The 26,749-nt window shown below is 47.2% G+C and carries 22 protein-coding genes; 13 read left to right on the top strand and 9 right to left on the bottom strand.

The window, feature by feature from the left end; genetic code table 11:
• Positions 1-39 precede the first annotated feature (39 nt).
• Positions 40-534 carry a hypothetical protein gene (locus NDI35_RS26210; protein WP_445315287.1) on the top strand — a complete coding sequence of 165 codons (495 nt, stop codon included), beginning with the start codon at positions 40-42 and terminating at the stop codon, positions 532-534.
• Positions 535-917: 383 nt separating this feature from the next.
• Here the strand turns inward: NDI35_RS26210 and NDI35_RS26205 are convergent, their stop codons facing one another.
• Positions 918-1,928: a tyrosine-type recombinase/integrase gene (locus NDI35_RS26205; RefSeq protein WP_445315286.1), complete on the bottom strand. Its 1,011-nt coding sequence runs from the start codon at positions 1,926-1,928 to the stop codon at positions 918-920.
• 745 nt (positions 1,929-2,673) lie between these two features.
• Here NDI35_RS26205 and NDI35_RS26200 point away from each other — a divergent pair.
• From NDI35_RS26200 to NDI35_RS26180, 5 genes are all read left to right on the top strand, one after another.
• The gene (locus NDI35_RS26200) at positions 2,674-3,126 is read left to right on the top strand and encodes a MarR family winged helix-turn-helix transcriptional regulator (protein WP_445315285.1); all 453 of its coding nucleotides are present in this window, start codon (positions 2,674-2,676) and stop codon (positions 3,124-3,126) included.
• A 14-nt stretch (positions 3,127-3,140) separates the two neighbouring features.
• A complete protein-coding gene (locus tag NDI35_RS26195; RefSeq protein ID WP_445315284.1) occupies positions 3,141-3,905 on the top strand; it encodes an NADPH-dependent F420 reductase in 765 nt (254 codons plus the stop codon).
• 542 nt (positions 3,906-4,447) lie between these two features.
• Entirely contained in the window at positions 4,448-4,645 is a 198-nt protein-coding gene (locus NDI35_RS26190) for a hypothetical protein (protein WP_445315283.1), read from the top strand.
• Positions 4,646-4,985: 340 nt separating this feature from the next.
• Positions 4,986-5,705: a hypothetical protein gene (locus NDI35_RS26185; protein ID WP_445315282.1), complete on the top strand. Its 720-nt coding sequence runs from the start codon at positions 4,986-4,988 to the stop codon at positions 5,703-5,705.
• 668 nt (positions 5,706-6,373) lie between these two features.
• Positions 6,374-6,544, top strand: a complete 171-nt coding sequence (locus NDI35_RS26180; protein ID WP_445315281.1) for a ribbon-helix-helix domain-containing protein — start codon at positions 6,374-6,376, stop codon at positions 6,542-6,544.
• Between the two features lie 87 nt (positions 6,545-6,631).
• Here NDI35_RS26180 and NDI35_RS26175 read toward each other — a convergent pair whose 3' ends face one another.
• Positions 6,632-6,769: a hypothetical protein gene (locus NDI35_RS26175; protein WP_445315280.1), complete on the bottom strand. Its 138-nt coding sequence runs from the start codon at positions 6,767-6,769 to the stop codon at positions 6,632-6,634.
• A 126-nt stretch (positions 6,770-6,895) separates the two neighbouring features.
• Between NDI35_RS26175 and NDI35_RS26170 the strand changes: the two genes are divergently transcribed.
• The 3 genes from NDI35_RS26170 to NDI35_RS26160 all read left to right on the top strand — a co-directional run bounded on the left by NDI35_RS26170 (position 6,896) and on the right by NDI35_RS26160 (position 10,722).
• Positions 6,896-9,994: a phage/plasmid primase, P4 family gene (locus tag NDI35_RS26170; RefSeq protein WP_445315279.1), complete on the top strand. Its 3,099-nt coding sequence runs from the start codon at positions 6,896-6,898 to the stop codon at positions 9,992-9,994.
• 274 nt (positions 9,995-10,268) lie between these two features.
• A complete protein-coding gene (locus NDI35_RS26165) occupies positions 10,269-10,406 on the top strand; it encodes a hypothetical protein (RefSeq protein ID WP_445315278.1) in 138 nt (45 codons plus the stop codon).
• Positions 10,407-10,542: 136 nt separating this feature from the next.
• Positions 10,543-10,722, top strand: coding sequence for a hypothetical protein (locus tag NDI35_RS26160; protein ID WP_445315277.1), 180 nt, complete (start codon positions 10,543-10,545; stop codon positions 10,720-10,722).
• A gap of 5 nt (positions 10,723-10,727) precedes the next feature.
• Here NDI35_RS26160 and NDI35_RS26155 read toward each other — a convergent pair whose 3' ends face one another.
• Complete coding sequence (locus NDI35_RS26155) at positions 10,728-10,973, bottom strand: hypothetical protein (protein ID WP_445315276.1); 246 nt, start codon at positions 10,971-10,973, stop codon at positions 10,728-10,730.
• A 72-nt stretch (positions 10,974-11,045) separates the two neighbouring features.
• Between NDI35_RS26155 and NDI35_RS26150 the strand changes: the two genes are divergently transcribed.
• Entirely contained in the window at positions 11,046-11,345 is a 300-nt protein-coding gene (locus NDI35_RS26150; RefSeq protein WP_445315275.1) for a hypothetical protein, read from the top strand.
• A 366-nt stretch (positions 11,346-11,711) separates the two neighbouring features.
• On the opposite strand, the gene NDI35_RS26145 is transcribed toward NDI35_RS26150, so the two are convergent.
• Positions 11,712-13,463, bottom strand: coding sequence for a tyrosine-type recombinase/integrase (locus tag NDI35_RS26145; protein WP_445315274.1), 1,752 nt, complete (start codon positions 13,461-13,463; stop codon positions 11,712-11,714).
• 995 nt (positions 13,464-14,458) lie between these two features.
• Here NDI35_RS26145 and NDI35_RS26140 point away from each other — a divergent pair.
• Entirely contained in the window at positions 14,459-14,959 is a 501-nt protein-coding gene (locus NDI35_RS26140; protein ID WP_445315273.1) for a hypothetical protein, read from the top strand.
• Between the two features lie 885 nt (positions 14,960-15,844).
• Positions 15,845-16,099: a hypothetical protein gene (locus NDI35_RS26135; protein ID WP_445315272.1), complete on the top strand. Its 255-nt coding sequence runs from the start codon at positions 15,845-15,847 to the stop codon at positions 16,097-16,099.
• A gap of 280 nt (positions 16,100-16,379) precedes the next feature.
• Here the strand turns inward: NDI35_RS26135 and NDI35_RS26130 are convergent, their stop codons facing one another.
• The 5 genes from NDI35_RS26130 to NDI35_RS26110 all read right to left on the bottom strand — a co-directional run bounded on the left by NDI35_RS26130 (position 16,380) and on the right by NDI35_RS26110 (position 24,298).
• A complete protein-coding gene (locus NDI35_RS26130) occupies positions 16,380-19,097 on the bottom strand; it encodes a CHAT domain-containing protein (protein WP_445315271.1) in 2,718 nt (905 codons plus the stop codon).
• Positions 19,098-19,449: 352 nt separating this feature from the next.
• Positions 19,450-20,622 carry a hypothetical protein gene (locus tag NDI35_RS26125; RefSeq protein WP_445315270.1) on the bottom strand — a complete coding sequence of 391 codons (1,173 nt, stop codon included), beginning with the start codon at positions 20,620-20,622 and terminating at the stop codon, positions 19,450-19,452.
• A gap of 39 nt (positions 20,623-20,661) precedes the next feature.
• Positions 20,662-21,120 (bottom strand): hypothetical protein, encoded by a 459-nt coding sequence (locus tag NDI35_RS26120; protein WP_445315269.1) that lies wholly within the window; start codon positions 21,118-21,120, stop codon positions 20,662-20,664.
• A 692-nt stretch (positions 21,121-21,812) separates the two neighbouring features.
• Entirely contained in the window at positions 21,813-22,439 is a 627-nt protein-coding gene (locus NDI35_RS26115) for a leucine-rich repeat domain-containing protein (RefSeq protein WP_445315268.1), read from the bottom strand.
• Between the two features lie 179 nt (positions 22,440-22,618).
• The gene (locus tag NDI35_RS26110) at positions 22,619-24,298 is read right to left on the bottom strand and encodes a M10 family metallopeptidase C-terminal domain-containing protein (protein WP_445315267.1); all 1,680 of its coding nucleotides are present in this window, start codon (positions 24,296-24,298) and stop codon (positions 22,619-22,621) included.
• Positions 24,299-24,886: 588 nt separating this feature from the next.
• On the opposite strand from NDI35_RS26110, the gene NDI35_RS26105 reads away from it, so the two are divergent.
• The coding region (locus NDI35_RS26105; RefSeq protein WP_445315266.1) for a two-partner secretion domain-containing protein at positions 24,887-26,749 on the top strand (1,863 nt) is incomplete at its 3' end.

Raw genomic sequence — 26,749 nt, 5'->3', positions numbered from 1 at the left:
AGACTAAATGAAACGCTTGACACAAGGGATTTATTTGTTATGCCTAACCCTAAAGGACACGAAGATTCAATCAAAAATTCCCGCTTTAAAGCTGCTTGGCAGAACGGTCCGACTCGCACTATTCGAGTTCCGATCCTCCTCGCCGAACTCACTCTCGAATATGCTCGACAACTCGACCAAGGAGTTGAACCGCCTGACACAAAAGATAAGCCAGTTGACACGGCAAGTAGTAAACCGCGTGACACAGCAGATAACATCATTAGTCCCGAAACCAAGGTAAACACTACTCAATCGCATGACACAAGGAATTTGGTTGACGAAGTGACATGGTTAAAGTCTGAGAATAAGCGGTTACAGAATTTGTTGAGTGACTTGAGGGTTGAACTGAATGATACGTTGAAAAATGCTCCTGTAGTGCTTGAATTGGAGTCACCAGATGCTGCTGACCTATTAAACAGGCTGAAAGCCAAGCACAAGAAATCAACCGCCTCGCTCGCGGACATCGAAGCGATTTTGGAGATGATTGAAGAGTAAACCCCAAAAGGGAATTAGAAATCTATACCCTGGTTTATCCCGGAGATGTGCTGAGATAATTTCTATGGCGTTAAGCCACAGAAACTTAAAACCCTATCAGGGATTGAAACTCCTTCATTACTTACTGCGTTACTGCAAACCGCACTAAAGCCCTAAAACCTTATCAGGGATTAAAACTTGACACACGTTGATTCCCGTTTTTGCGCGGTTTGCACGGCAACTGCACTGTCAAAAATCTAAAATCTGAATCTAAAACCTGAAATTATTTGACCGGAAAGAGCAACCAATATTCTGTTGACTGTCGCATAGCGTGCGATCGCACTTGCCAACCAATCACAGGAACCAGAATCCTCAACCAATCGAAAGTTGGGGGTTTTTTTTTCTCAAAACATCCCATCTAGTAACTCGGTAACGTCTTGCTGATCGCGGCCCCGGTTGTCGTCATAAATCATGAGCGTGTTTAAATTCCTGTGCCTGCTTAACTTCTGCACCTTCCGCACATCCCCGTCTGTTGCATCCAGTGCCGCTGTGATGGCTGAGTGCCGGATTCGGTGGGGACTCATTTGTTTTTTGATACCAGCCTTTTCGCTATAACGGACAACCATCTTGCAGATGCCGTCACCACTAAGTCTGTATCCGCTGTGAGCGGAGTCAAGTGCTATAAAAAGCGGGCTATCGTGCGAGCAACTTCCCCTTTCCTCCAACCAATCGGCGATCGCCTGCACTGTTGCAGAACCCAAATCGATCGTCTCAGCTTGCGTACCGCGTCCCTTGCCCCTAATCCGCAAACTCTTACCGGCAGGATCAAAGTCACAAACATTCAACTGACTAATTTCGTTTCGTCGCAAAGCATTGCCCCACAACAGCCGGAGCAAAGCATAGTCTCTCTTGCCAGCTTTCGTTGCCCGGTCGCACCCGCTCAAAATTCGCTCAAAAGTTGGTCGGTCAACCCCGGTTGTATCTCGGTAGCCGACAATTTTCTCCCCCTTGATATCCTCCAAACTGTAATGGCACACACCGAGCTTACGGCCCATTTCCACCAGACTTTTGACAGCCGCCAGTCGCCGATTGACCGTGGCCTCCTTCAACCCCTTGTCGATCAACTTAGCTTTGTACTTCAACACCACCGACACAGCCTGACGCTCTTCGAGGTGCAAAAACTCCAAAACGTTATCAGGCAAAGCGGGCATCCCCGTCATAGTAACTAAAAAGTCATTGACATCGCGCTCATAGGCGCGCCGTGTATTCTCGGAGCGCTTGTCGGCGAGTAATCGTTTGAGCACGTCAGGGTCAGTATCTAAAGTGTCAAAATATCTTTCAATTTTGGCATCAAGGGAAGCTTCCAGGCGGGCAATCCTCTTCGAGGGCAACGCTTCCGAAAATTCTGATTTCATGGTTTTTTGCTATTAATAATCCAAGTTTACGATGGCAGGAGGGTAAAAATGAAGCCCCATCTGCAAAACGGATGGGGCAACTGGGATTAGAGATTGCTAGGCACTCCCCGGACTAGATAGAATTCGACTGCTACCCCTGACGCTCGCAACCGCGGCTAAACGGTAATAGCCATCAATAATCTTGTAGTCGGAGGGAGAAAATCAGTATCGAGCCAGCTTTCCACTCGCCATCTCGCATTGAAAGCGCGTAATCGTCAATCACAGATTGATCAATCTCTCGGGACTGTGCCACTCCGAAAGACAGGTATCATGCAGGCAATGTCAGGGGTAATGGTGACAGCAATCAATTCGCTCCTGTGGCCATCCGGGCTAGCAGAGCGGATAAGAGCTTCGAGATCATCGTTGCTGTTGTTCATGGCTTTTTATTCCTCTGTTATTGGTTGCCTCGCTCCTTTTAGAGATCGTGGCGGTACGCTCGCTTGGAATGTTTAGGCGACTTTTGGTTTCTTATCTTAGATTCAAATATTTTAAATGGCCCCATCCGATTGCTGGGATGCGGCCACGCAGCGTCGAAAGCGACGAATTTCAGCATCTTAAGTTGGGCCAAAGCCGGCGAAACGCCAATTTCACGCCCCATGAAACACGCGCTTATAGGGTTAGCGTAGAAAACCCAGAAAAAAAGTGAATTATAGGTATCGAACTATTATGTAGTGTGCTACATAATAGTTGTTGACTGGATTTTTAAATGGATAACAACTCGAACACCAACGAACGGCGACAGGTGGGGAGGCAGCTTTCATTTGCCCTCTATAGTGCGTCGAACCGGGTCATTCGGCTTCATCGGCCCTTTCTTGAGCCTTTGGGCCTTACCTATCCTCAGTTTCTGGTCATGCTCGCTCTCTACGAGGGCACCCCGCGCACTGTTGGGGAGGTAGGACAAGAACTCGGTATGGATAACGGGACTTTGACGCCCCTCTTAAAGCGCCTTGAGAGCGCGGGGTTGGTGACGCGCACCCGTGACCTACTGGACGAACGTCGCGTTCTTATCGATCTGACAGAAGCGGGCGAGGCACTCCGCGAGGTAGCGTGCTCGATCCCTGAAAAGATCGAGACGGCCTGCCGTCTCTCCGATGAAGACCTTGCCGAGCTTCGCGACACCTTGAACGGGCTGGCAATACCCCGTCAAACAACTCCGTAAAAGGATTATTTATCATGGATAACACGAAAAAAATGAACATCGGGATCTTAGGCACTGGCCATATCGGGAAGACTTTGGCACGCAAACTGGCTGAAGCCGGACATGACGTGAAGGTGGCCAACTCTCGCGGCCCAGAGACGATCGAGGCCGATGTGCTGGCTTTCGGCGCACACGCAGTATCGACGGCCCAAGCTGTCGAGGACGTTGACGTGGTGATTCTCTCGATCCCTCTCAACCGCCTTTCCACAATCGCGCCACTGATTGCCAACCTACCAGCCGAGACAGTTGTCATCGACACGTCCAATTACTATCCCCACCGCGACGACAAGATCGATGCCATCGAGGCCGGGCAGGTTGAGAGCCTCTGGGTGGCCCAACAGCTAGGCCGGCCGATCGCCAAGGCGTGGAATGCGATCGGGTCTGGCTCCTTCGCCACCAAGGGCCTGCCTGCTGGAAGCCCTGACCGTATCGCCCTCCCTGTGGCTGCTGACCGCGAGAAGGATCGCTCCGTGGCGATGACGCTCGTCGAAGACACTGGGCTTGATGCTTTTGACGCTGGCACGCTCGCCGATTCGTGGCGTCAGCAACCCGGCACGCCCTGCTATTGCACCGATCTCAAACGTGAGGAGATGGCGGGAGCGCTGGCATCTGCTGACGCATCACGATCTCCAAAGCGCCGGGACTTAGCAGTTGCAGTGATGCAAGAGCGGCTTGGTGACGCCACGACAAATCCGGATGCCGATTTCGGAGTTCGTCTGAGCCGTGCGATTTATATGTAACGTGAGTTCGGGATAAGAAAGGGGCAAGCAAGTAAGCTAAAAGTCATCACACCAAAGCTTTACAAGCTCGTCCCATGTATAGTTTGCGATGGCATGGGGGTAAAAATGCGCCTCGCCCAAGGTGGACGGCTGTGGTTTTTACTTGTCTTACCTGCTGTTTTACAAATTAGTGACTTGTAAAACATTAAGTTGAGATAGTAAGACATTAAGTAAAACAAACTGTCAGACACTGGTAAGACAGTATGACGTTGTTGGTTTTACACTTTTAGTTAGGGGAGTAATTTTTGGGTTATGCGGTGGCGACCCGGACATCAGACTGTATGACGATCGCCTTTAACCTCGCTGCTAAGTTTGCTTTGGTTCCGCGCGCATCCGTACCTTTCAACTTGGCGAGCGTCCGCAAGAGGGGAAGGGCATTTCTTTAAGGGCTTGCTCAATATCCTTTGGTGGTGAGGATTCTGACTCGCTCGGTATAGGGGGTTTCGCTGCGTGTGTAGCTTCAACGTCAATCACTGCATCGGTTTTATGTGCCCAGGGAGTATATGGTGCAGGTGGTTCCGGTGCGGATGTGGTTCGGCGGGTTCCGGCGTTACCGATTCCAAGATGCCGATCGCTTAGCAGCCAAATTTAACTACCAACGCATCTTGGAAAATTTCAACGTGCGACGGATCGACGGGGCGCATCATCATCAACGCCGTGTCAACTTGGGAGAGTGCGCTCTGGCAAGCTTGTTCGACTGACAGCAGTTACTGCTGATGTTCTTTAGTTCGCTGAGCTTGGCTTGTAGGGTGGCAATTTGAGCGTTAGTGTTGTCGATTTCTGGAGCGATTTGGTTGAACTTGGGGGCGAGTAGGTTGATCATTATTTTTTCTTGTGGTGTGTGGCGTCTGGGCTTGTCTTACTTTTTTGTATTACATCGTAAGAATAGGTAAGACTGAGGGTAAAAGGTAGTAAGACGAGTTTGTCAAGCTTTGTAAGATATATAAATAATCGTAAGACTATTTTGTGCTTATACGTGTTACCAAAAATCAAGTAGTGTCTTACTCTTAAGTAAGACATTATAAGACATTGGTAAAATGTATGACAGAAAAAAAGTCCGTTACCTTCCGCTGTGACGCGGATTTACTGGAAGCAATCGACAGCCTAGGTCTAGAACGCTATCCCGCAAAAACTCCGCACGGGTACGATCGCTCTAAAATTTTGATGGAAGTTTTGCGACTAAATATCGAAGCGCTGTCCGATGGCTCTGTTGTCTTACCCACACCCACTAACGTAGGACAACAATCCTCTAATGTAAGACTAAAGTTGTCTGACAGTTTGTTAGACGAGCGTATTACAGAAATGCTTACCCGAAAAACTGAACCAATTCTGGCAGAGCTAGCTGACATCAAGGTATCGCAGGCAGAGGCAATCGAGCGAGCGAAAGCAGAATTGAGGACTGAACTGCTGGGGGAGTTAGCAGTTCAGTCCGATCACACCAATGACGAACCGCTCAGTCAGCAATTAGACTCGATGCCGACAGAGAATCACCAGGACTACGACCAACTTTTAGAATCTAGTTCTGCAACGATCGACAATCAGCGCAAGGTCGTGGCACTATTGCAATCCCGCCTTAGAGAAGAACGTGCAGAGCGGGAGAAGCTTGAAGCTCAACTCGCAGAACCCAAACAAAGTCCAGCAACAGCGATCAAGCTTCCGGAGCCAGCCGACTTGTTCAATCAATTGAAAGGCTTGCACCCAAAATCGAAGGCTACTTTAGGTGATGTTAAGGTGCTGGTTGAGATAATTGAAGAGTCCTGAGACACACATCCCACGGACTTTAGGAATCGATACCCCGGTAAATGTCGGGGGTTTTCTGGGTTCGCTTATCCGATCGCCCGATCGCCCCCTAAAACACAAGCCCCCAGTGTGATACTGAAGAGCTTTTTATGACGGGTAATTAGTAATTGGTAATTGGCAATGAGTAATGCCATTACCCCATAGAACCTCCGTATAGCGACTTCTAGGTTTGCTCGTACTCGGCTCTTCTAGCGCCCAGCTCAAGAAAATAATCGACTTTGTTTTTAGCGTCTCTTCGAGTTCCATGGTGATATTGGATATCACCATGAAATATGCCACGAGCACACCTTGCATTTCATGGTGATATTGGTATCACCATGAAATATGCCACGAGCACACCTTGCATTTCATGGTGATATTGGATATCACCATGAAATATGCCACGAGCACACCTTGCATTTCATGGGGATATTGGTATCACCATGAAATATGCCACGAGCACACCTTGCATTTCATGGTGATATTGGATATCACCATGAAATATGCCACGAGCACACCTTGCATTTCATGTTCGTCCAGGGTTAGGGAAAATTGATAGAAAAATTAATCACAATTGGAATTTCCTATTGTAAGATCAGAAGGAACGGCATTCTTTTGGAGTTCTTATGTCTCGTTTCCCACCAATCAGAATGACTTGTACTATTAACAGCGAGTTGCTCTCTGAACTAGATGATGCTTGCTACAAAAACCGAGTCAACCGTTCTAAATTCGTGCGCGAAGCTGTAGCAAGCTATCTTAAGCATTTTCACGCACAGAACGACACACTTAACGCGCCAAATGAAGAAGCGCTGGTAGCATAAAGCTCCCAGCGCTTCTTTTTATTATACAATGAGTTTGCTTGTTGTCGTGTGCCCTTGCAAGATCGCACGACAAAGTTTGAACTACTATTAATCGGCCTCGTTAAGAGTGCCGACTTCCACCATCATGCCACAATTTGAAAAAAAAATAAAGCGCCGTTTTAGCGTTGGTTTGCCAATTGATGCTGTCGGTAGGGATTCGATCGCACGTTCCCAGAATTCTGACACTACCCATAGAGTTAAAAAAGCTTCAAACCTAAGCTGTAACTCAATTTTATCACAATCTCCGCCAAATACGATAACTAACCGGGGATTTGATGCACCCACCTTTGAAGCGATCGGGGGTGCGGTTTAATGAGTACCACACAATCTACACAAGAAAGCCAAGGACTTGATACCGCGCAATCCACACCGGATTTAGAGGGATTAGGAACGCTATGCAGCATTGACAAAAAATCCCTCACCGCCGACCACGAAGCCCACATCTCAGGTAGAGGCTTACTCAATGATTGGGCCCGCGCCTGCTGCCACAGTGCCAGCATTGCCCAAGCTTCACTTTATTTGGGATATTCAGTAAAATCGGCGGGCATCCTATTCATGGGGGAAAATGGGCAAGTACAATTCCGGCCTGATATCCAGGAGCCGAAGCGAGGCAAAAAGGAACCCCCGAAATACCTTTCCCCAAAGGGAGAATTTGACGCTCTCCTCCCCCCATCTCCCGACAACCCGCTCTACTGGGAGATTGAAGCCCTAAAGCGAGAAGCTTTTTATATAAACGATGTACCCTACATCCTCATTACTGAGGGAGTGTTTAAAGCCCTTGCCGGGTGCTACAATAGCATCCCTACAGTTTCCTTACTGGGAGTAGAGCAAGGACTCACTGGCAAAGCTCGCGATCGCGAAAATCTGCGGCATTTGGTGCCGGCACTGAGAAGGCTTGCAGAGGCTGGATTTGGCTTTATTATTGCCTTTGATGCTGATGCGCTCACAAATTCCAATATCTGTGCGGCTGAGCGGAAACTGGCTAAGCAATTGGGTAAATTCGGTGTGCCAGTGCGATCGATCACTGGAGCTTGGCCCGCTGCCTCAGCAATTGAGGGAGGCGAGGTGAAAAATACCAAAGGTATGGATGATTTTATTCAGCATAAAGGGATTGAAGAATTCCGAGCAATCCTCACCAAAGCCAAGTTATTTGGCGAGAAAGAGGGTAACGCCGAAGGGAAGGAAAAAAGCAAATTCCCTAGCTCGGATGCAATGGCGCGGCAGATTGCAGAGGATTATCGAAATAAGCTGGCCTTCAATAATGAAGTGTCGTGCTGGTATCGATATGAGGCGGAATCACCGGGAATATGGGCCCCAGAAACCGCTGAATATATCGAATCGATCATCTACCAGATCATCAAATCTAAAGGGATTATTGATATCCCCCCCTCCTACATCAGTGCAACTGTGCGCTTCCTGCGGTGTGAATTGATAGAGCGGAAATGGAAATCGCGCGCCGATCTACTTCCTTTCCAAAATGGAGCTCTAGAAATTGCCACGGGTAAGCTGTACCCGCACTCACCGGGCTACAAATTCACATGGGCATTCCCGCGCCCGCACTCGATCGTGGCTACCGATTGGGGAAAAATCAGAGAATGGCTAAAATTTGCCACACACAACAACACCCATGTAGAAAACCTCTTACTAGCCTTCGCCGCCGCTACTCTCAAAGGCCGCGCTGATATCCAGAAATTTCTCCATCTAATCGGCATCGGCGGCAGTGGCAAGGGAACATTCTGCCGCCTTTTGATAGCACTGATCGGGATTGAAAATACTCACAGCAGCACCCTAGAGGATTGGTGCAGCAATCGCTTTGAAGCGGCGCAAGCCTACGGCAAGCGGCTGCTTATCTTCCCGGATGAAGATAAGGGCGCGCGGTCGCTAGGAAAATTCAAGCAGCTAACCGGCGGCGATTGGTTGCGAGCTGAGGAAAAAGGCAAGAAGCCGTTTAAGTTCAAATTCGAGGGTATGGTCGCGGTGGCCTCGAACTTCCCTATTTTTGGGGCGGATAACTCCAGCGGTATGTCGCGTCGCACCATCGCCGTGCCCTTTGATGCGATGGTAGCTCGCAATACCCGCCGGAATCTTGATAATGATTTTGCGCCAGAATTGGCAGCATTCACAAATTATCTGCTTTCCCTTGATGATGCTTGGGTAGAGGGCATTTTGCGGGGAGTGATGGATGTTCCCGAAGTGGGGGCCCAATTCTGGGAAAGTAAGATTCGGGAGGATAGTATCGCGGGATTCCTGAATGACAAACTGATTCTCGATCCACTTGCTCAAGTATCGATCGGTGATTCCCCTAATGCTGAAGGCTCCCTATACCAGGCATACCATCAATATTGCTCTGATCAGGGTCATAAACCGCAGGCGGTAAAGAATTTTAGCCCCAACTTGATTGAGTGCGCGAGCGTGATTCTCGGCTGGCAAGTGGAAAAAACCCACACGAAAATCGGGAAAATAATCAAGGGAATCCGCCTTCGCAGTAAAGGCGATGAGCATATCCCTACCTATGACTACGAGCTTCGATCACGCTGCGAAAAACCCGGTGACGGATTGGGTGACAGGTCGGTGACGGATACGGTGACGGGTCAGAACCTAGAGCCAGAGCCAATTATAGCTCCAGTGACGGATTCCTCCTATACTCAGGTGGAAAAAAATATCAAAGCACAAACAGAAATTAAGCAAGGCTCTAATGGATTTAGCAATGAGGAACTCAATAATACTCAGAGTGATATAGCTCTCAATCCGTCACCGCAGCCGGAACCTTTACCAGTAGCTAATCCTGGCCCGTCACCGCATCCGTCACCGCATCCGTCACCGCAGCCAGAAACAGAACCATCAACGCCGATCGCCTTGTTAGTCGAAAGAGTAAAAGCAGCGCAAACTTGGGCTGAGGTCGAAGCTGTGTGGGATGCCGACTTACAACTCAAAGCTCAAATCAAGGCCCAGCTCCCAGAGGCAGAGTCCAAAAGAGTCGGCAAGTTATACAAGCAAGTTGAAACCGCGCAAAAGGCGATTGCCCTGGTCTCAGAACAGCAGCCTGTACCAGAACCGCACGAACCGATCGTGCCTACTTCAGACCCCATGCCACAACAACAACCAGGGGAACCGGAACCGATCGCCCTTATTGATTTAGAACCCGAACCCGAGCCCGAAACCATCACCCCAGAGGATGCCGAGACAATGCGGGAAATTGCGACAGTGTGGTGGGATGACTATTACTCGGAACAATTGCAGAACTTGCTTACCCAGATGTTTAGCTGGGGTGCGCCGGGGACTAAATACTGTCGCGAGGCGATCAAACTCTGGCTTGAAGGGGAGGATTCTCTTGTGGGCGATCGGCTTGATGAGTTGTGGCAGATAAAGCACGGGGAGGGTTTAGTAGAATCCCCCGATTGCGGTTTTTAGGCGGACTATCCGTACCCCTGGTCTTCATTCCAAAATACTGGAGTTATTCCCATGAAAACTTTTCTAGGGTTCCATCAGACTTATCTGTTCGTGAGTCGCACTTTAAGCGAAGCCACCACCAAAAAATTAGCTAATTTTTGTGTGCCCTCAAGTCAGGCCAGTGCCGTATAAAATCAGGCGGAAGCTGTACAAAATCAGTGAGATACAGGTTTTTGCAAGGGCTGCACTCTACCTGTATTTACCCGAAAATATTCTGCTTGCCGCCTGCAATTTTATGCCCAATTACTGCTTTTTTGTGCAGGGACTGCCTTTGTTTGTTGAGGCTGGTTACGGCGGTTCTCTCTCGGTAGCAAGCAATGCTTTTGTCCGTACAAACCTGACTTTTACGCGCAAAAACAATGCACCCTTATGAATGGGGAAGCCTAGGTGTCAAATAGCTTGATTTTTACCCGCTCTTCGACTGTGCCGATTGCCCACAGTGCTCCTACTGTTGTGACAACGTTGTAGCAGCACTGGCATCAATTGCTGCCGTCACACCTGGGTAGCGAGTGATCGGCTTGAGCGACAGCTCGATCGCCCACAACGGAGTTCATAGAATCAAACAGGTGATGGGCTACCCATCTCACGCCGTAGCTTCAGCTATTGAGGAGGATTTGGCGGCGACAATCGACGCGGGTTTTTCTTGTATTGGTCAATATTGTGGCGATAGTTGGCGAGACGCAATTTGAAGAGTTTAAGCAGCTACAAGGTGATGGGCGATCTCATAAAAACGCATATTGCCGAAAGTTTTCCTAGGTCTGCCGCTTTTTGATTTTTCCTTGCTGACCACGGAGAAACCAGGAGCGATCGGCTTGTTGGGCAGCCCGATCGCCCCTAGTTGATTCCCCGGTAAATGGATAGGGAATAAGGCAGCTACCATTTCTATAAATGGATAGGCGGGGAAACTGCCATAGCCCGATGAAGCTGTAGCGATTTCCACCCCTAGGCTGGAAAATATACAAAGCTGACTCTCGTACCAGAAAAACAACGCATTAAACCAACGAAACTACCTATGACAATTGGCAAGCTTGAACTCATCATCAAAATTAACGAACTACCGAACAACGTAGAGACTAACAAAGACAACTGGAAAACCTTTGAGCTTGACTGCGACGGTCGGGTAGTGTCCGTTAGTGTTAAGCCAAAAATATGGAAGAAGCTTGAGGACGCTGCTGCCAACTATCCCATGTGGGTAGCTGCTATCGGTGGCAAGATGGGTGAATTAACCTCTAACGGCTTTGTGCTATCAGACCCAAATATCCAAGTTTTTGAGAAAAAACCGAAGGAACCTAAACCTGAAGCCCTGCAGTGATATAGGTTTGAGTAGCAATTGTGTATAAACTTGCGAACAGAGCTGAAAGTCTCGCTTAGCAAGAATTTAAGCTAAATCAGCCAGCAAGCCAATTTGGGGTAAATGGCTTGCTAGCCGATCTAACTGGCTGGTTTGTTGTAATCCATTGACAGCCGTTTATGGCAATAGCACAGAAGTTACTGTCACAGTTCCGCAATCCCAAAAATTCCCTCTCCTGATGAAGCTGTAGCAGTTCCAAGCCAAGGGTCAGAAAATAACTGATTTATAAAGTACAGCGTAACAACCAGGAATCGGGGCAGGCACGGGGGTTCTGCCCCTAAAACCGAGTTGTTTGTACTTCACGAACCTGCAAAAGTGCAGTAATAATCAAGTTTCAGCATCATTCTCAAATGAAATCACCCTCAACGGTTCCACAATGGGTTCGGGCAGAATTCCCGCCGAGAGCGACTGCAACGCTTCCAAAGCAGGAGCCACCTTCTGAGAAGGAGTGCGGCGATCGTAGATTTGACCCTGAGTTTTCTGAGAGTGAGCCATTAACTCCGCCAAAGCCGCCAGCACTATATCCTCCGCTCCCGACAATTTAAGGTGAGTAACAATGGAATCCCTCACCATGTGCGGTGTAAACACTTGGCCTGTCAAGCGATAGCTCCGGTTACGGAAGTAACTACCCAAACTGCTAGTGTCAAGCGGATCGCCATTGACTTTCGTAAAAAAATACCCATGCTTGGGATTGAAAATAGGCCGCCATTTTTCCAGCCATTCCGTAAAAAAGGGATACAAGCTCTCTGACAGTTCTATTACTCGCTTTTGACCATTCTTGCAAAAACTATCACCCGTCTTGAAGTCACCGGCACTGTGCTCAATAAACCACTTGCCATCGCGGTTGAATAAAGTGCGGCCAACCTCTAGTTCCCTCAGCGTGCGGCTGCGGTCTGGAAAAGCACTGAACAGCATAAAAATCAAAGCTACTTGGTAACTTCGGGCGATCGCCTTCAATGGCCGATTCTTACCACACGCACTTCGCTCGCTACATTCCTCTACCAGCCGTCTTCCACAGGCTAAGAAAACTGGCCAATCGAGCCATTTCTTCGATTCATCGGAACGGCGCGGGGTTTGATGTACCCTGACCATAATATCGCGTTCCAACTGCCTCAATTCCTCAATAATTGGAATATCTTTGTACCCAACCTGCTTGCCACCAACAAGGTGGCGGCTGCGCTGTTTCGATGCTTTATGATAAAGAAATTTCGCCACAGCTACCAGAGATTCCACAGCTTTTAGTTCAGTATTAGGAGAAGCGCCTCGCGATTCCCTCAACCATTCTAAGTGAGATTCAATTAACTCCATCACTGCATCTATCCGTGCTTCATCTTTCTTGCCTTCAGGAGTTAATCCACTGTAAGCCACCAGTTTTTTGAGACTTAACTCTTCAAGGGGGATGCCCTGATAACGGTGCAGCCAACCTAACAGCCTCTTCGCGGCTGTAACGTGAGCCATTGCACTAACAGGGCGCAGAGCTTGATCTTGGCGATTGCGATTCCCGACCAGAGCAGTTTGGAATTTCAAGAACAGATCGAGTTCCTGCTGTAAATCAGGCAAAATCTCTTCAGGTTTCAAGGTGTATTGAAAATTAGGGCAACCCGGATTGATCTGGCGCTCGGTCACACGAGGTTTGTCCTTACTGAAGCTTCTGGTATTCCGCATCTTCGGACAGCGTTTCTCTCTATCTTTCTCTGTAACAAGAACTGCCCACTTCCACCAAGATTGTTGCTGATTCCACAAGATAAACTTTGTCAAGTGCATTCGATAAGTTCGACGGGTAGAGAGCGTACACTTCATGGCACTAAAAACCTCATCTTGATAAATCAGAGCATTCTTCAATTCATGGATAGGAATTTTTTCCATCAATTCCCAAGCTGCTTTTAACTCAACTGAGGTTAACTTTTTGCCCTTCGGGAAAGGCAAGCCATACTTAGGTAAAGTATATCGGAAGAAAGCCGTTCGCAGGAGAGCTAAGTGCTGATTTTTAGCCTTAAGACTTTTTGCCTTGAAATCTTGATCGTAGAGGCGGTAAGCCTCAGCCAAACTTTGCGGTACGGTATTGATGAGTTTGTCCATTTTTACTCCTTTGGGGTGTAATATATCACACTTTAACATCAATTGAGTGGCACTCTTTTTGCCTTTTATCTAGTAAGAACTAAGCAAATAAATGCGGTGAAACTCTTGCGACTAAGCCCTTACAGCCTCAAGCTCTAACTCAAACGTGATAAATAACTGTAAGAATACTTATCACGCTATTTAGACTTGAGTTTCTGTTAGCTCTCGTCTTGAAAAAAACAAAAAAGCCGGGACAGTAATCTGCCCCGGCCAAGGGTGTTTTCTTCAATTCTTGCTTTGACTCTTGTAACCTTTTTTGCCTATTTCAAAGTCTCCTTGCTTATTAGATTTTGTAACCAGCTCTCACTTCGTTCTGCTCTGGAAACGAGCCAAAAAAAAGGAGCTCCTAGTTAGGGCTCCTGTGTAGGTCGTTTTATTATGATTAATCGGAAAGTCGGTTCTTGATTATGAGGCGTTAAGAAAAAAAGCGCCTGCAAAACAAGATGACTAGCAGAATTTTAGAGAGATGTATGAGTGCTGGTTTCAGATAGCAGTGCTTACTTTTTGGAAACCACTAAAGTGTTATATTCCTGAAAGTCGTGACTGCTGTAAAAAATGATAGCACTAAAGAATCGGAATCGACAACCGGTAGTGGTGATGACTGTCGGTTTGAGATTGGAGAGCGAGCGCCTGAAAGTCGTCAAGAGGAATGCAAGCGGAACCAAACCCATACCCAACCTGTGCCAATTTTTTAGTCCCCAACGATTTATCTTCTGGTCAAAATTGCCCAAATTTTGAGAAGTTTCTGGCTGTTATGGCTGAAAAACTAGAAAGCTTGCAAGGATTAAACGCTCAGCAATTACAGGCGTTACTCAGTTGGTAATCTATAAACGTCTCGCAAGGCGTTTCTACCCCCCCATAAAAAAGGTTTTTTTTAGTCCAGTCACTTGTCCAGTGAGCAACTGGACTAAGCAGAGTTATAATTTGTCCAGTACCAAACTGGACAAACTGGAAATATGGAAACTTACCCGATCGCCAGCCTGCAAGAGCGCTACCGCCTAAGCAGCAAGCAATCTGTGTACGATCGCATAAAAGCTTTATCGATCGAACCAGTAGCCCGAGGCAAAATATCCAGTGACCAACTGGACAAACTGGACAAGTTAAATCAGCATCTAAAATCTGGCGGCACCCTATCTGATTTTGAGAGCAGCCACACCGAAATTTTCAAAACAGAAGCGATCGAACCTGCTGCCGCAACAGCTATAAATCAAGACCGAGAAAACTTTCTCGAACTCATCGAGGCGATCGCTCGGCACATTGCAGCAACTCGCGACCCTTTGCAACATTACGCAGCGTTGGAACAGGCGATCGCCTCGGGTTGGATTCTATCGACTGCCGAAGTTAGAGCGCTCATCGGAGTTAAGCCCAGCGGCGATCTATTCAAGCGCGGCGCTTTTGCATTCATCCGAGCCGACAAAGTTGGGAGTCAGGCTGGATGGAAGGTTGAAAAAATATGAGATTTTAAGGCGATCTCTTTGAATAATGGTTGTTCAGCACCGGCGAAGTTTAATCGCTCATCAGAGTCAAACCACACGGCGTTCAAATCAATCGCGGAAGCTTTGCGTTTGTATAGAGAGTTGGCGAAATTAGGTATGAGGATGAAACAGAAGAAGTGTTTTTACAAATATGAGATGCTCTCACCGAGTGCGTAGGAGGTCACGGGATTTCGAGCACAAGATTGAATTAAAGCGGAGGGAGCCAATAATTTGCAATCCTTCATCCGACTTTCGTAATTATTCGGTTATTCGGCCTCTCACGACTGAGAATAATTTGCTATTGAACAAAAGAAACAGCTTTCCTTTATTTCAAACATCGGACGATCGAGGAAATGTTAATGACGAAGGTCGAGCGCTCGAAAGGCGGAGTATGCGTTGACTTTTACAGCTACCAACACCATAGCCATCGACTGTAAATAGCGATTGATCGCAACGCAGGCAAGTGCCGTATAAAGTCAGACGGAAAGCAGTACAAAATTAGTGAGAATGCAGGCTTTTGCAAGGACTGCATTATACCTGTTTTTATCCGAAAAGGTCCGGCAAACACCTGCATTTTACTGTTCCTTTACTGCTTTTTTGTGCAGGGACTGCCTTTGCTTGTTGAGGCTGCTTTTGGCTGTTCTCTCTCGGTAGCAAGCAATGTTTTTGCGATCGCAAACCCTTACTAATTCGTGCAGACAAAAAATAATGCACCCTGATGAATGGCGCATCCTAGGTGTCAAGGCGCTTCATTTTTACCCGCTCTTCGACTGTGCCGATTGCTCACATTGCTCCTGCTGTTGTGGCGGCTTTTGTGGTAGTATAGGCATCAATTGCCACAACTTTCCCATTGCACCTGGGTAGCGATTGATCGACTTGAGCGATAGCTCGATCGCCCACAACGGAGCTCATAGAATCAAACAGGCGATCGGCTACCCATCTCGCCCCGTATCTTCAACTATTGAGGAGGATTTTGCGGAGGCAACCGACGCGGGCTTTTCTTACATCCACCGATGTTTTGGCGATCGTCGGCGGATGGTGGAATTTGCCCACTTCAAAAAGCTTGTGAGTTCTCCGGCAACAACCGGAAAAGGCATAGGCGTTGCTGATTCTGGCGTATGAATAAACTTTTGGCTTGAAGTTACAAAACTTACTCTACTTGGCTTGTAGCCATTCCGAAAACTTGAATTCATACTTGTATTCAGCAACGCCGAGATTATTATCCTACTCCTATACTAATTAAAGTAGGGTGCGTCGCCGCCAGAATTCTGATTATTTACGACTATCAATGAGCGACGCACCATACCGCTATACTCTCGCCCGAAGTGACAAAAGAGAGATAATATTAGATCGAGCCGCTTTTTGTTGCTGACAATTACAGCAAAAACAACCTAATTCCGCTCTATAGCCAGTTACCGATAAGGATAAAGGAGGCCCATTTAGCGGGATGAATATTCTTGTTTTGATTAATCAGCGCCTTCTGTGCTTCCTTTAGGGCTTCTGCTTTGCTCATTTGCGATGATCGCAAGTTATCGTAAAACTTAGCGACTAATTCTTCTGTAAAAGCATCGTCAACGTACCAAAGAGAAGCCAAAGCACTTCTGACGCCTGCTTGCACCGTAATGCCAGCCATACCTAGTGTCGCACGGTCATCTCCTATACCCGTTTGACAAGCCGTGAGTGCGAGCAACTCCACTGGCTCTGTACCTTTACTAAAGCGGCGAATATCACTCTCTAGCTGAGTAATTGTCATCTTCTCATTATTACCCGTCACTAAAAAGCTATCTTCTGGAATAGTGCCAAATTGGCCGTGCGTGGCAATGTGAATAATCGGGTAAGCCGTTTGTTTAAGTTCTTGCTCTAAGCTCTCGGGAGTAAATTGTTCGTCCAAGAGTTTCTTGCTACCTGGAAATAGCTTTATAACTCGATTGATTTCATCGGTGACATTTGCCAAAGCCTTAAATTTTTCACCATCAACGGTAGCAGCTTCGGTTAAGCCCAAAGCTAGCGTCCGCAGACTTGGAAAATTTAGGGGTTTAGGAGATGTCAAGCGCAAACCGGGAGTCGTAGCAATGGCGTATTTCTGAACTAGAAATTCTTCACCATTGTGGAGCGCAGCCATCGGTACGCTGCGTAATAGCCCATCTTGGATGAAAACGAGAGTTTTAATTTTTGTTGGTGTTAAATCGGAGGCGAAAGGGCGAATCAGCAAGTTATATAGATTTTGTGCTGGTGTTAAAAAAGCGTCAGTAGGATCGTAAAATTTCTGAATTTCTATACGAAATTTTTTGATTTCTTCTGTAAGTTTTTTACTATCGTTTATCCAGACTAGCCGTTTAAATCTTCTTTCAGTATTTGGCTTTCCCTTCTCGTCAGAGTTGGGTAAACTCACCACAATCGCCGTTCGATCGTCCAAAATTATAGAACTAAAGACAGCAGTGTCTTCTCTTTCTAAGTCATCAACTCGTTCTGGCTCAAAAACGGTAAAGACACACTCATTGCCGAAGTAATTTTGCAATTCTGCTAGTTTCAAAGAATCAATCGCGTTGAGTGCAGAATCGAGTTCCTTTTGGTACTCTTGACTTGCAATGGTTAGCGCTTCAGCACGCTCTAGCTTTAACTGAGCAAACTCGCGGTAGAGAGGAGTAATCGTATCCCGAAAGCTAAATTGCAAGTCTCGCTGGGTAATTAACAGATTGTCTCGAATACCTCCCTCACCTTCTAAAGTTGCGATCGCGCGTTCGTAAGCAGCAATTGCCTCAGATTCTTTCGCCTGTGCTTTAAATATTCGTCCCGCTTGCCACTCCCACAAATAAAGACTATCTTTAGCAAGTAAGTTTTGGTCGGCTGCCAATCTTGCCTGTTTGGTAAAATCTAAGGCTTTATTGTAGTCTTTGCGGCATTCGTAGAGATGACCTAGTTTACCTAACGCAAATGATTCGGAGCGAGAATCTTTAATGCCTCGAGCAATATAAACAGCTTTTTGCAGGAGTTCTTCTGCCTGCAATTCATTGAGTTTTCGCGGCTGACATTGAGCTTGAGATGAAGTATAATTAATAGAATCAACAGGTTGTTCTATTTCGGCTAAATTGATTGCTGCATAGACTTTATTGGGAGAATCAGGGATGATATTAAGTAGAGTTAGAGCTTCTTGCAATGCTTGCTCGGCCTTATTAGTGCGATCGGGTAACTTAAAATATTGCGATCGGTAATAAAGTTGAATCAAATTGAGAAGCGATCGCATTTGACTCGCTCGGTCATTTTGAGTGCGACTCTGCTCGAGACTGATCTCGAAATAACCTAAAGCTTTTGTGTAATTAGCAGTAGCTTCTTTAATGAATTCATTAGCTTTATTTTCTGCATTTCTGGACTTAGCAGAATCAGCACGCTGCTCGTTGAGTTGAGCTTTACTAAAGTAAGTATTACCGAGACTATTAAGCACTGATGCGCGATAAACTGGGGGGTTAATCTCCCCGACAATCTTTAAGCTAGCCTCTAGAGTTTCAATGGCTCGATCGTACTTTCCTGTGAGGCGATAGGCTTCTCCCAAACTTCCCAAAGCCGCCGCTTCTCCCTGGCGATCTCTAAATTTTTCGGCAATTTGCAAAGCACTTCCTTCACTTTTGGAGCAAATTTCATCAGCCTCAGAAGCACCGCATAAAAGCGATCTCGCTTCTCTATTTTGCCCCAAACGGCTGTAGGTTTGAGCGAGTTCTGTGAGTAACCGTCCTACCTTCACGAAATCTCCAGAGGAACGATAGTTGGCGATCGCACTTTTCCAATAATCGATCGCTTCGCTGAATTGACCGATTTGTTGATAAGCTATGGCTAGTTTTTCTCGAACGATCGCCTCGTGAGCACGGTTGTTAGTGCTTTGATAGGCGGTTAAGGCGGTTTGCCAAAGTGCGATCGCGCCTTGCACGTCTCCTGTTTTATATCGTTCGATTCCTTGTTGTACGAGCTGGCTGGGATTGGTAGACTGTGCAGTTGCTACTTCTGTCCATCTTAGTTGTAAAGGATTAAAAGAAACATGACTCAGCCACAGGCAATTGGTGAGGCTGGTTAGGAATAAAATTATCAGAACGTGGCGGACACAGAATCGGCGGTGTCGGCTTGGCATAGAAGTAAGATATGATAGGTTCTTTTGAAGATTTTAGACGAAGCTTTACTCACCTCTTGCAGTATTCTCGATTTTGCTACCTAACCAGCCTCGAATTTAAACTCCGCTCTAGCTTTTGTTTGCAATTAACTACATTATTTATTTAGGTGGTGAAGAAGACCCTCAAACGCTTGAAATTTGGTTGCTGACGTTAGCGCAAAGCCCTCGAAAAGGATCGTTCGATCGAGTGCTTTTTAAGCGTAATCGACCATCAATTTGGTTTACGAGCGAAATCCGACAGCTAGGATGACGTAAGTACGTCGATAGCACCTTGACAGGGCGGGCATTGCGCACCCAACTTTAGCTCCTTCTTCTAATGTCTACCTATATCCAACCACTCACCAGTCGGGCCCTGATACTGAATTAAGCGACGTGTTCGCTCTTGACACCACCCGACCGCATGACAGCGAACCCATTGACCCCATCGTTTGACCCAGCCCCAAGCTTCCTCAACAGCAGATACCTCTGTTGTGTTTTCCCCTGCTGGTTCTGTCACAGATGATTGCTGTATTTGTTTATTTATAGCTTCATCTGTGACAACCTCAAAGTCCTGCTGTTCAAGCAACTCAGCCTGTTTTAAATCTTCCACTTTTTTGACCGGGCCAACGGCTGTAAGCTCAGCCAAAACATCCCAATTTTCAGGAAGGGAGCAGACCCGCTGAGCACCCTTTGAAGTAAGTTTGGTGGTGGCTTCTGGCTGATATCGGTAAGACCAGACGCGCTCAGAACCCTCTCGAATTTGTTGGGCGACCAGTTTGACACCGATACTCGCTAGCAAGCGGTTGATGTACCGCATGGGAGCCTTCTTGTCGGGATAGCCCAGCACGTTAGCCACAGCTTTTTTCTTGCAGCGCTTGATGAAATCTCGGACTTCTGGAGAGTCAGCAGTCCAGGAGCTATCAGGGTTTAGAAATTGTTCAATTCCTAGATTTTTTAGGAGTCGCAGCTTCAGCCAGCGATCGGAAATGTCGGGCAGAAAAGTTCGGAGCTGTTGCTTCCACTTGCGGCGCTGCAAATATTCGGCATCCTCCTGGTTTTTAAAGAGCCAGGAAGCTTCGAGCTTGTTTAGCAACGTGCGGTCTTCAAACCTGACAAGCCGAACAAACTCCCACGTCCAGAGAGCCGAGCGTTCGATTCCTGGTAGTTGAGCCTTGAGCCGAGCTTTGATGGCTTGACAGCGTTCTGCCCAGGACGCGGAGTAACTGCGTTCTATTTCGAGGGCTTGGTTTAAATCGATATCGTCAGCGTCGAATATCTGTTTGGCCGCTTTGTCGCGACATTCTTGTTTGGCTTCCAAATGCTCGTTTGACTCGGAGCTGCCAGCTTGTACCCATTGCGGAGCATAACCCCCAGCTTCAAAAGCTTTGAACAGATACCCCCGCAAATCACGCCGCTCAAAATTTTCTTTAGCCTTGATTTTGCAGTAAGTCTCATGATGCGGTGATTGTGCTTGTTGGGCGATCGCTTCTCTTGTGGCTAATGGCATCGCTGCTATCGCCACCAAATAGTCGGGTCATTGTTCCCATTATTTTGAAGTTCCGATTTGAATGTTTACGCGGACTGAGGGAAGTAGGTTAAGTGGATTGATTTGTCGCCAAAGAGTCATCGCCAGAACAAACACTCCCGCCAATGCGATCGCGAGTGCGATGAGTTGTGAGAGGTCAACCCAGTCAAAAAAATTGGTGGAATTTTGGGGAGTGAAGCTGCACATTGGGGATGAACCATCATTAATCCATCCGCTTGTGTCAAGCGATTTAATAGTGTCTACACCCCTGTCTACAGCGTCTAGCGTCTTGTCTAGTGGCACGTCTAGCATTGTGTCAAGCGATTCGCCCTCAACAAGGTAGAGTTCTAGCAGAGTTTCCCAAGTAGCAGTTTTGCTGAGTTTACCGAACTGTTTAGCGTCTTCATTGGTGAAACCGCGCTCAAATGCGATCGCTTTTAAACGGTCAATCCGTCGGTAGCTGGCAATGGGTTTAGTCATGGCAAAACCCCGCTAACTCCGTTAAGAGTTGCGATCGCCCCTCAAGGCAATCGGCTGAATATGGCATTATAGTTAGGCTCCAAACGTTCTCAGATAACGGTTTGGGGAAGCCGTGACTTGTTAAGCATTGGACGTGCTTAGCAGTCGCGCATCAATCTTCCTTAATTACTTACGATCGCAGGTTTTACGCCTTGGTGTCAAGCAGGAATTGTAAAGTTTTCCCCACCCAGGCGTTGAATTTCTGTCTTACATTTGTCTAGCATCTGCTTAGTAACTTCAACCGCGTGACACATGGATTCTGTCAGTAGTTACATAAAGCTGTAGGCAACTCTAGTCTTACAATTGTCTAGTAATGTCTTACACTTGTCTAGCATCTGCTTAGTAGCTTCAACCGCGTGACACACGATTTTTTGGTATCCTTGCGGATGGCGTTGCGGCTATTTTTCCGATGGCCGATTTCTATCTGTGACTGCGAAACAGATGATAGCGGCCATCGGAAAAATCCCGCTAGGGGTTAGGCGGGGAAAGGGTAATTCCCATTTAGAGCTGGAAACTGTTACAGATCCCTTAGCTTATAAGTAGGTAAGTGGGATTAAACCGAGCTATGTAACAATATGTAAACAGGGCTAACTTAGCCACGCTTAGGGTTAAGGATACTTTACAATCCTTAACATAATTGTGTTTTACAGCGCCTACCTACTTACATATATTCTCAGCTTTGACAGTTGCTTGAGCGCTTCTGGGATGAAGCGAATTTCATTGTCAAAGAGGGCAAGCACTTCCAGGTTCGACAGTTGCCCGAGCGCATCTGGAAGGGAGGTAATCTCATTGCTATTGAGGTAAAGCTCTGTGAGATTGGACAGTTGCCCGATCACATCTGGAATGGTTGTAATCTGATTGCCCTCCAAAAAAAGCACACTCAAATTGGACAGTTTGCCGATGGCTTCTGGGATGGAGGTAATTTGATTGTCATCGAGGTCAAGCGATTTAAGATTGGACAGTTGTCCGATCACGTCTGGAATGGAGCGAATCTCATTGCTATAGAGGGTAAGCGATTCCAAATTTGACAGTTGTCCGATCACGTCTGGAATGGAGTTAATCTGATTGTCACTAAAGGAAAGCGATTCCAAATTTGACAGTTGTCCGATCACGTCTGGAATGGAGCGAATCTCATTGCTATAGAGGGAAAGCTTTCTCAGATGCGTACACTTGACAATCTCCCGCGGCAGTTCCTTCAACTCCAATAGAGACAAATCCAGTTCCTTCAATTTTCTCTTAGCAGCCCATTCAATTCGTCGCACCGCTTCCCTTCGCGTCATATCCTTTAGCTCTCAGTAATATTCATTTTATTGTGACCACTTTTCCAAACCTATAGCTTGTAACCCTTGCACCTACATCAGGATAGGAACATATTCTGACCTAGGGCTTGAATCACCACAGCTCACGTCGATCCATCCCAGCAAATGTCTTCAGGGAAAGTTAGCATGATTAATCACCTCTAAACAATTGAAACCGAGCCAAGCGTATAATTCTTGAGGAAAATGAGGGAGTCATTTGCAGAATTGAATCCAGCCACTGCGTCATTGAAAGCGATGAAGGTTCCAGCTAGATCGGAAACTGTAAATGCTTCAGCACTGTTAGCTGTAAACACACCACTGGTTAGTAAAGTAGAGATAGCTGCTTCACTCAAACTAGCTGCATTACCAACAGGGGTAGTGAGTGTTGCTGCAACTATATCACTAGGAGCATCAATTTGGTCACCAATAGAGTAGTCAGTAATCACATCATAGTTGGCTAACAAGGATTGACTGAGAGCCGTGTAGGTAAATCGATCGCTCCCACTCCCACCAGTTAAGATATCTTTGTCATTGCCACCCACGAGAGAGTCATTGCCCTTGCCACCCATTAAAGAGTCATTGCTAGCCCCACCATTAAGGATGTCATTACCAGACTCGCCGATTAAAGAGTCATAGCCAGCCCCACCGTTGAGAATGTTATTGAACTCATTGCCAGTAATCAGATCGGCAAAAGCAGAACCATCGGCATTCTCAATTATTGCACCATTCGCAATAGTAAATCCGCCAAAAATGCCCTCGGCAGAAGAGATATAACCACCAGCACCTGCCCCATCTACAGGGTTGAGCGAGGCATCATTGAGATCGATCGTGACACCCGATAGTGCCCCCACACCACTAATAGTATCAATTCCGCCAGCATCCCAAATACAGGAATAATAGGTACCTGATTGGTTGGCAGTGGGCAGGAAGTATGTGTCGTTACCAGTTTTGTAGCTGTTGTTTGCCCCATAAAGATACTGAATAGCAGCAATATCAAACGCCATAGGTGTGCCTTGATAGCCGTAGTCCAGTGTACCTGGAGCGCCACCACTGTTAACTAGCCCATCATTGTAGGACATGGTGGTGTAAACGCCCTGGTTCAAGCCATAGTCCCCTGTATCACCAAAGGGGGCGGTAACTTCTGGATAAATTGATGAACCGCCTGCATTGTCATGGGGGTGAGCCAGGCCTAATCCATGTCCAAGTTCATGAATTAAAGTGATGAAGCTAAAGTCACCTTGCGCTATTCCCTCAGTATTCCAACCCCCTTTTTCCCAGTTGAAATAGCCAATTCCCTGTCCATCTGTTCCAGGAGGATTGAACATTCCTAAGAAATCATCCGCATCGGCATTATCCACATTATAGAAGCCAAGGGTAGCTGATTCGTTATTGTCCCCAGCATTCACAAATTGAATATTGGCAACCGCTGACCAACTGTTTAAAGCGTTTACCATAGAAGCTTTTTCCCCTGCAAACCAGTCATAGGGGTTTTGGGCGATGTTGTCGTAGTAGGCGTCATCAAAACTGGCAGTTTGGGAATTCCAGAAAGAGTAATCAATTGTTGTTGTTGACGATGAACTTGATGTCCAATTATTCCCACCCCAGAGAATGCCATCAATGTAGACATTGCCTGTGAAATCCTTATTGCCAACAGGCAACTTAGCAATTTCTGAAATCTGGGATAGTGTGCCTCCACGAGCATCTGCAAAACTTTTGCTATTAAGGTCTGCCTGGAATGCAATATCAGTTGGGATGGTCGCGATGGGTTTGACATCTAACTCATTTTCAATGTAGGGACTTGTAGAAGAAGTTGTTTTTCCAAAAGTTATTTCAGAAGGCATAGTTGGTTGCTCCTAATAATTTCATCTGCGTGATTTATAGGATAGGAGGTCAAATAGAAAGAACGCATTAACCTTCTATGTCAACTTAATGACATAACCCAACTAATAAAAATACATACTTGTGCAGGCAAGCTTGCATAAGCCTGCAATGTTAGCGGGACATTATCGCGCTGATACTCTGAAGGCATCAACGACTGTAAGGTGTAGACTCGCTTGCTGGGCATGGGCAAGAATTGTTTGCATTTTTCTGGCTTTTCTCAAGGCATTTTACGCCCTTGTATCTCATATTTTTGGTTGTCAGTGCAATCGCAGAGAATTCGTATATGGAGTGCTTAGTCTCCCAGAATTGTCTTATTTATAGGGCTAGAAAAATTTTGGTTTTAGACGATTTATTATTTATAACTAAAAATGGGTTAGAGACCCCAACTTCTTAAGCAGCTTACGTTTAGGTGGTTTAAAATCGAACTTAAGCTTTCAGCCCGAAATTTATTTGGAGGCTGTTTATCGGGTATGTGCAAGATGTGAGTTAAGGCGACTCAAAAAGAAACTTTAGTGATAGATTTATCAATATGTTTTAGAAACCAACCTATGATTGCTAAAAGCTGGTTCGATCGGTGTTGGCAGTGGCAGATTGGGGGTTGCGTCGCCATATTTGGGACACTCCTCGTAGGAGGGGGCGAGATCGTTAACGCTCAAATCGTGCCTGACAATACGCTAGGTGCTGAAAGTTCTGTCGTTACACCCGATGTTATCAAGGGTATTCAAGGCGATCGCATTGATGGTGGCGCAATACGAGGCGCTAATCTGTTCCACAGTTTTGAACAATTGAGTGTTTTAGAAGGAAGAGGCGCTTATTTCACCAATCCAACAGGAATTGAAAACATTCTCTCGCGCGTAACCGGGGCGAACCGTTCGGATATTTTGGGACGGTTGGGGGTTTTAGGCACTGCTAATTTGTTTTTGATTAATCCAAACGGCATTGTGTTCGGGCCATCTGCCAGTTTAGACGTGCAGGGTTCATTTTTGGCAACGACAGCGAATGCGATTCAATTTCCCAATGGAGAGGTTTTCAGTGCTTCAATGCCTTCTGCTCCCTCGTCGTTACTAACAGTCAATCCTTCGGCTTTTTTATTCAATCAAGTTCCGGCGGGAGCGCTCGCCAACTACTCAAGAACACCAGTAGGAGCCACTCCATTAGGAGAGCAGTTTGGTCTGCGAGTGCCTGATGGTCGGAGCTTGCTTTTACTGGGTGGAGACATAGCGATGGATGGAGGAGGAGCAATCGCTCGGGGAGGGCGAATTGACTTAGGAGCGATCGCTGGTGGGTCGGCAACGGTAGGGCTGAATGTGGATGGCAATGACTTCAGCCTGAGTTTTCCAGATGACGCAGACAGAGCAGATATATCGCTCAGCAATGGAGCGCTCGTCAGTGTCAATAGTGAGGGGGGAGGCGGTATACAGGTTCAGGGCAGGCGTATCACCCTCAGTGGAGGTTCGCAGATAACAACGAACACTCTGGGGACGGAAAAGGGAGGGACTCTAGCTGTGACGGCTGCTGAATCGGTCGAGTTGATTGGTACATCAGCCGATGGTCGGCTTGGCAGTGGCTTGGCTGCTCGGAGTGTAGGGAGTGGGAATGCAGGGGATTTGACAATTAACACTCGGCGCTTGCTGGTGCGCGATGGGGCACAGGTATCAACCAGTACTGGTGGTGCAGGCAACGGCGGCAGCTTGCAGATTACCGTTGCTGAGTCGGTCGAGTTGATTGGTAGGTCAGCCGATGGTCAGAGGGGCAGTCGCTTGTCGGCTCGGAGTGAAGGGAGTGGGGATGCAGGGGATTTGACAATTAACACAGGGCGCTTGCTGGTGCGCGATGGGGCACAAATATCAACCAGTACTGGTGGTGCAGGCAACGGCGGCAGCTTGCAGATTACCACTGCTGAGTCGGTCGAGTTGAGTGGTACATCAGCCGATGGTCGGTTTCCCAATGGCTTGTTTGCTTCTAGTGAAGGGAGTGGGAATGCCGGGAATTTGAGCATTAACACGGGGCGCTTGCTGGTGCGCGATGGGGCACAGGTATCAGCCGGTACTTTGGGTGCAGGCAACGGTGGCAGCTTGCAGATTACCGCTGCTGAGTCGGTTGAGGTGATTGGTAGATCAGCCGATGACCAGAGGGGCAGTCGCTTGTCTGCTCAGAGTGAAGGGAGTGGGGATGCAGGGGACTTGACGATTAACACGGGGCGCTTGCTGGTGCGCGATGGGGCACAAGTATCAGCCGGTACTTTGGGTGCAGGCAACGGCGGCAGCTTGCAGATTACGGCTGCAGATTGGGTTGAGGTGATTGGTAGATCAGCCGATGGTCGGTTTCCCAGTGGCTTGTTTACCCCTAGTGAAGGGAGTGGAGATGCAGGGAATTTGAGGATTGACACGGGGCGCTTGCTGGTGCGCGAT

It is taken from the genome of Microcoleus vaginatus FACHB-2002 (assembly GCF_040004035.1).
GTDB classification, from domain to species: domain Bacteria; phylum Cyanobacteriota; class Cyanobacteriia; order Cyanobacteriales; family Microcoleaceae; genus Microcoleus; species Microcoleus vaginatus_C.
Note: the sequence above shows the minus strand (reverse complement) of the source record. Positions and strands in the feature narration are given on the sequence as shown.

Coding starts and splice junctions, on each gene's coding strand:
- NDI35_RS26210 (WP_445315287.1), top strand. CDS start 40: ATGCCTAACCCTAAAGGACACGAAGATTCAATCAAAAATTCCCGCTTT.
- NDI35_RS26205 (WP_445315286.1), bottom strand. CDS start 1,928: ATGAAATCAGAATTTTCGGAAGCGTTGCCCTCGAAGAGGATTGCCCGC.
- NDI35_RS26200 (WP_445315285.1), top strand. CDS start 2,674: ATGGATAACAACTCGAACACCAACGAACGGCGACAGGTGGGGAGGCAG.
- NDI35_RS26195 (WP_445315284.1), top strand. CDS start 3,141: ATGGATAACACGAAAAAAATGAACATCGGGATCTTAGGCACTGGCCAT.
- NDI35_RS26190 (WP_445315283.1), top strand. CDS start 4,448: ATGGTGCAGGTGGTTCCGGTGCGGATGTGGTTCGGCGGGTTCCGGCGT.
- NDI35_RS26185 (WP_445315282.1), top strand. CDS start 4,986: ATGACAGAAAAAAAGTCCGTTACCTTCCGCTGTGACGCGGATTTACTG.
- NDI35_RS26180 (WP_445315281.1), top strand. CDS start 6,374: ATGACTTGTACTATTAACAGCGAGTTGCTCTCTGAACTAGATGATGCT.
- NDI35_RS26170 (WP_445315279.1), top strand. CDS start 6,896: ATGAGTACCACACAATCTACACAAGAAAGCCAAGGACTTGATACCGCG.
- NDI35_RS26165 (WP_445315278.1), top strand. CDS start 10,269: ATGCCCAATTACTGCTTTTTTGTGCAGGGACTGCCTTTGTTTGTTGAG.
- NDI35_RS26150 (WP_445315275.1), top strand. CDS start 11,046: ATGACAATTGGCAAGCTTGAACTCATCATCAAAATTAACGAACTACCG.
- NDI35_RS26145 (WP_445315274.1), bottom strand. CDS start 13,463: ATGGACAAACTCATCAATACCGTACCGCAAAGTTTGGCTGAGGCTTAC.
- NDI35_RS26140 (WP_445315273.1), top strand. CDS start 14,459: ATGGAAACTTACCCGATCGCCAGCCTGCAAGAGCGCTACCGCCTAAGC.
- NDI35_RS26130 (WP_445315271.1), bottom strand. CDS start 19,097: ATGCCAAGCCGACACCGCCGATTCTGTGTCCGCCACGTTCTGATAATT.
- NDI35_RS26125 (WP_445315270.1), bottom strand. CDS start 20,622: ATGCCATTAGCCACAAGAGAAGCGATCGCCCAACAAGCACAATCACCG.
- NDI35_RS26120 (WP_445315269.1), bottom strand. CDS start 21,120: ATGACTAAACCCATTGCCAGCTACCGACGGATTGACCGTTTAAAAGCG.
- NDI35_RS26115 (WP_445315268.1), bottom strand. CDS start 22,439: ATGACGCGAAGGGAAGCGGTGCGACGAATTGAATGGGCTGCTAAGAGA.
- NDI35_RS26110 (WP_445315267.1), bottom strand. CDS start 24,298: ATGCCTTCTGAAATAACTTTTGGAAAAACAACTTCTTCTACAAGTCCC.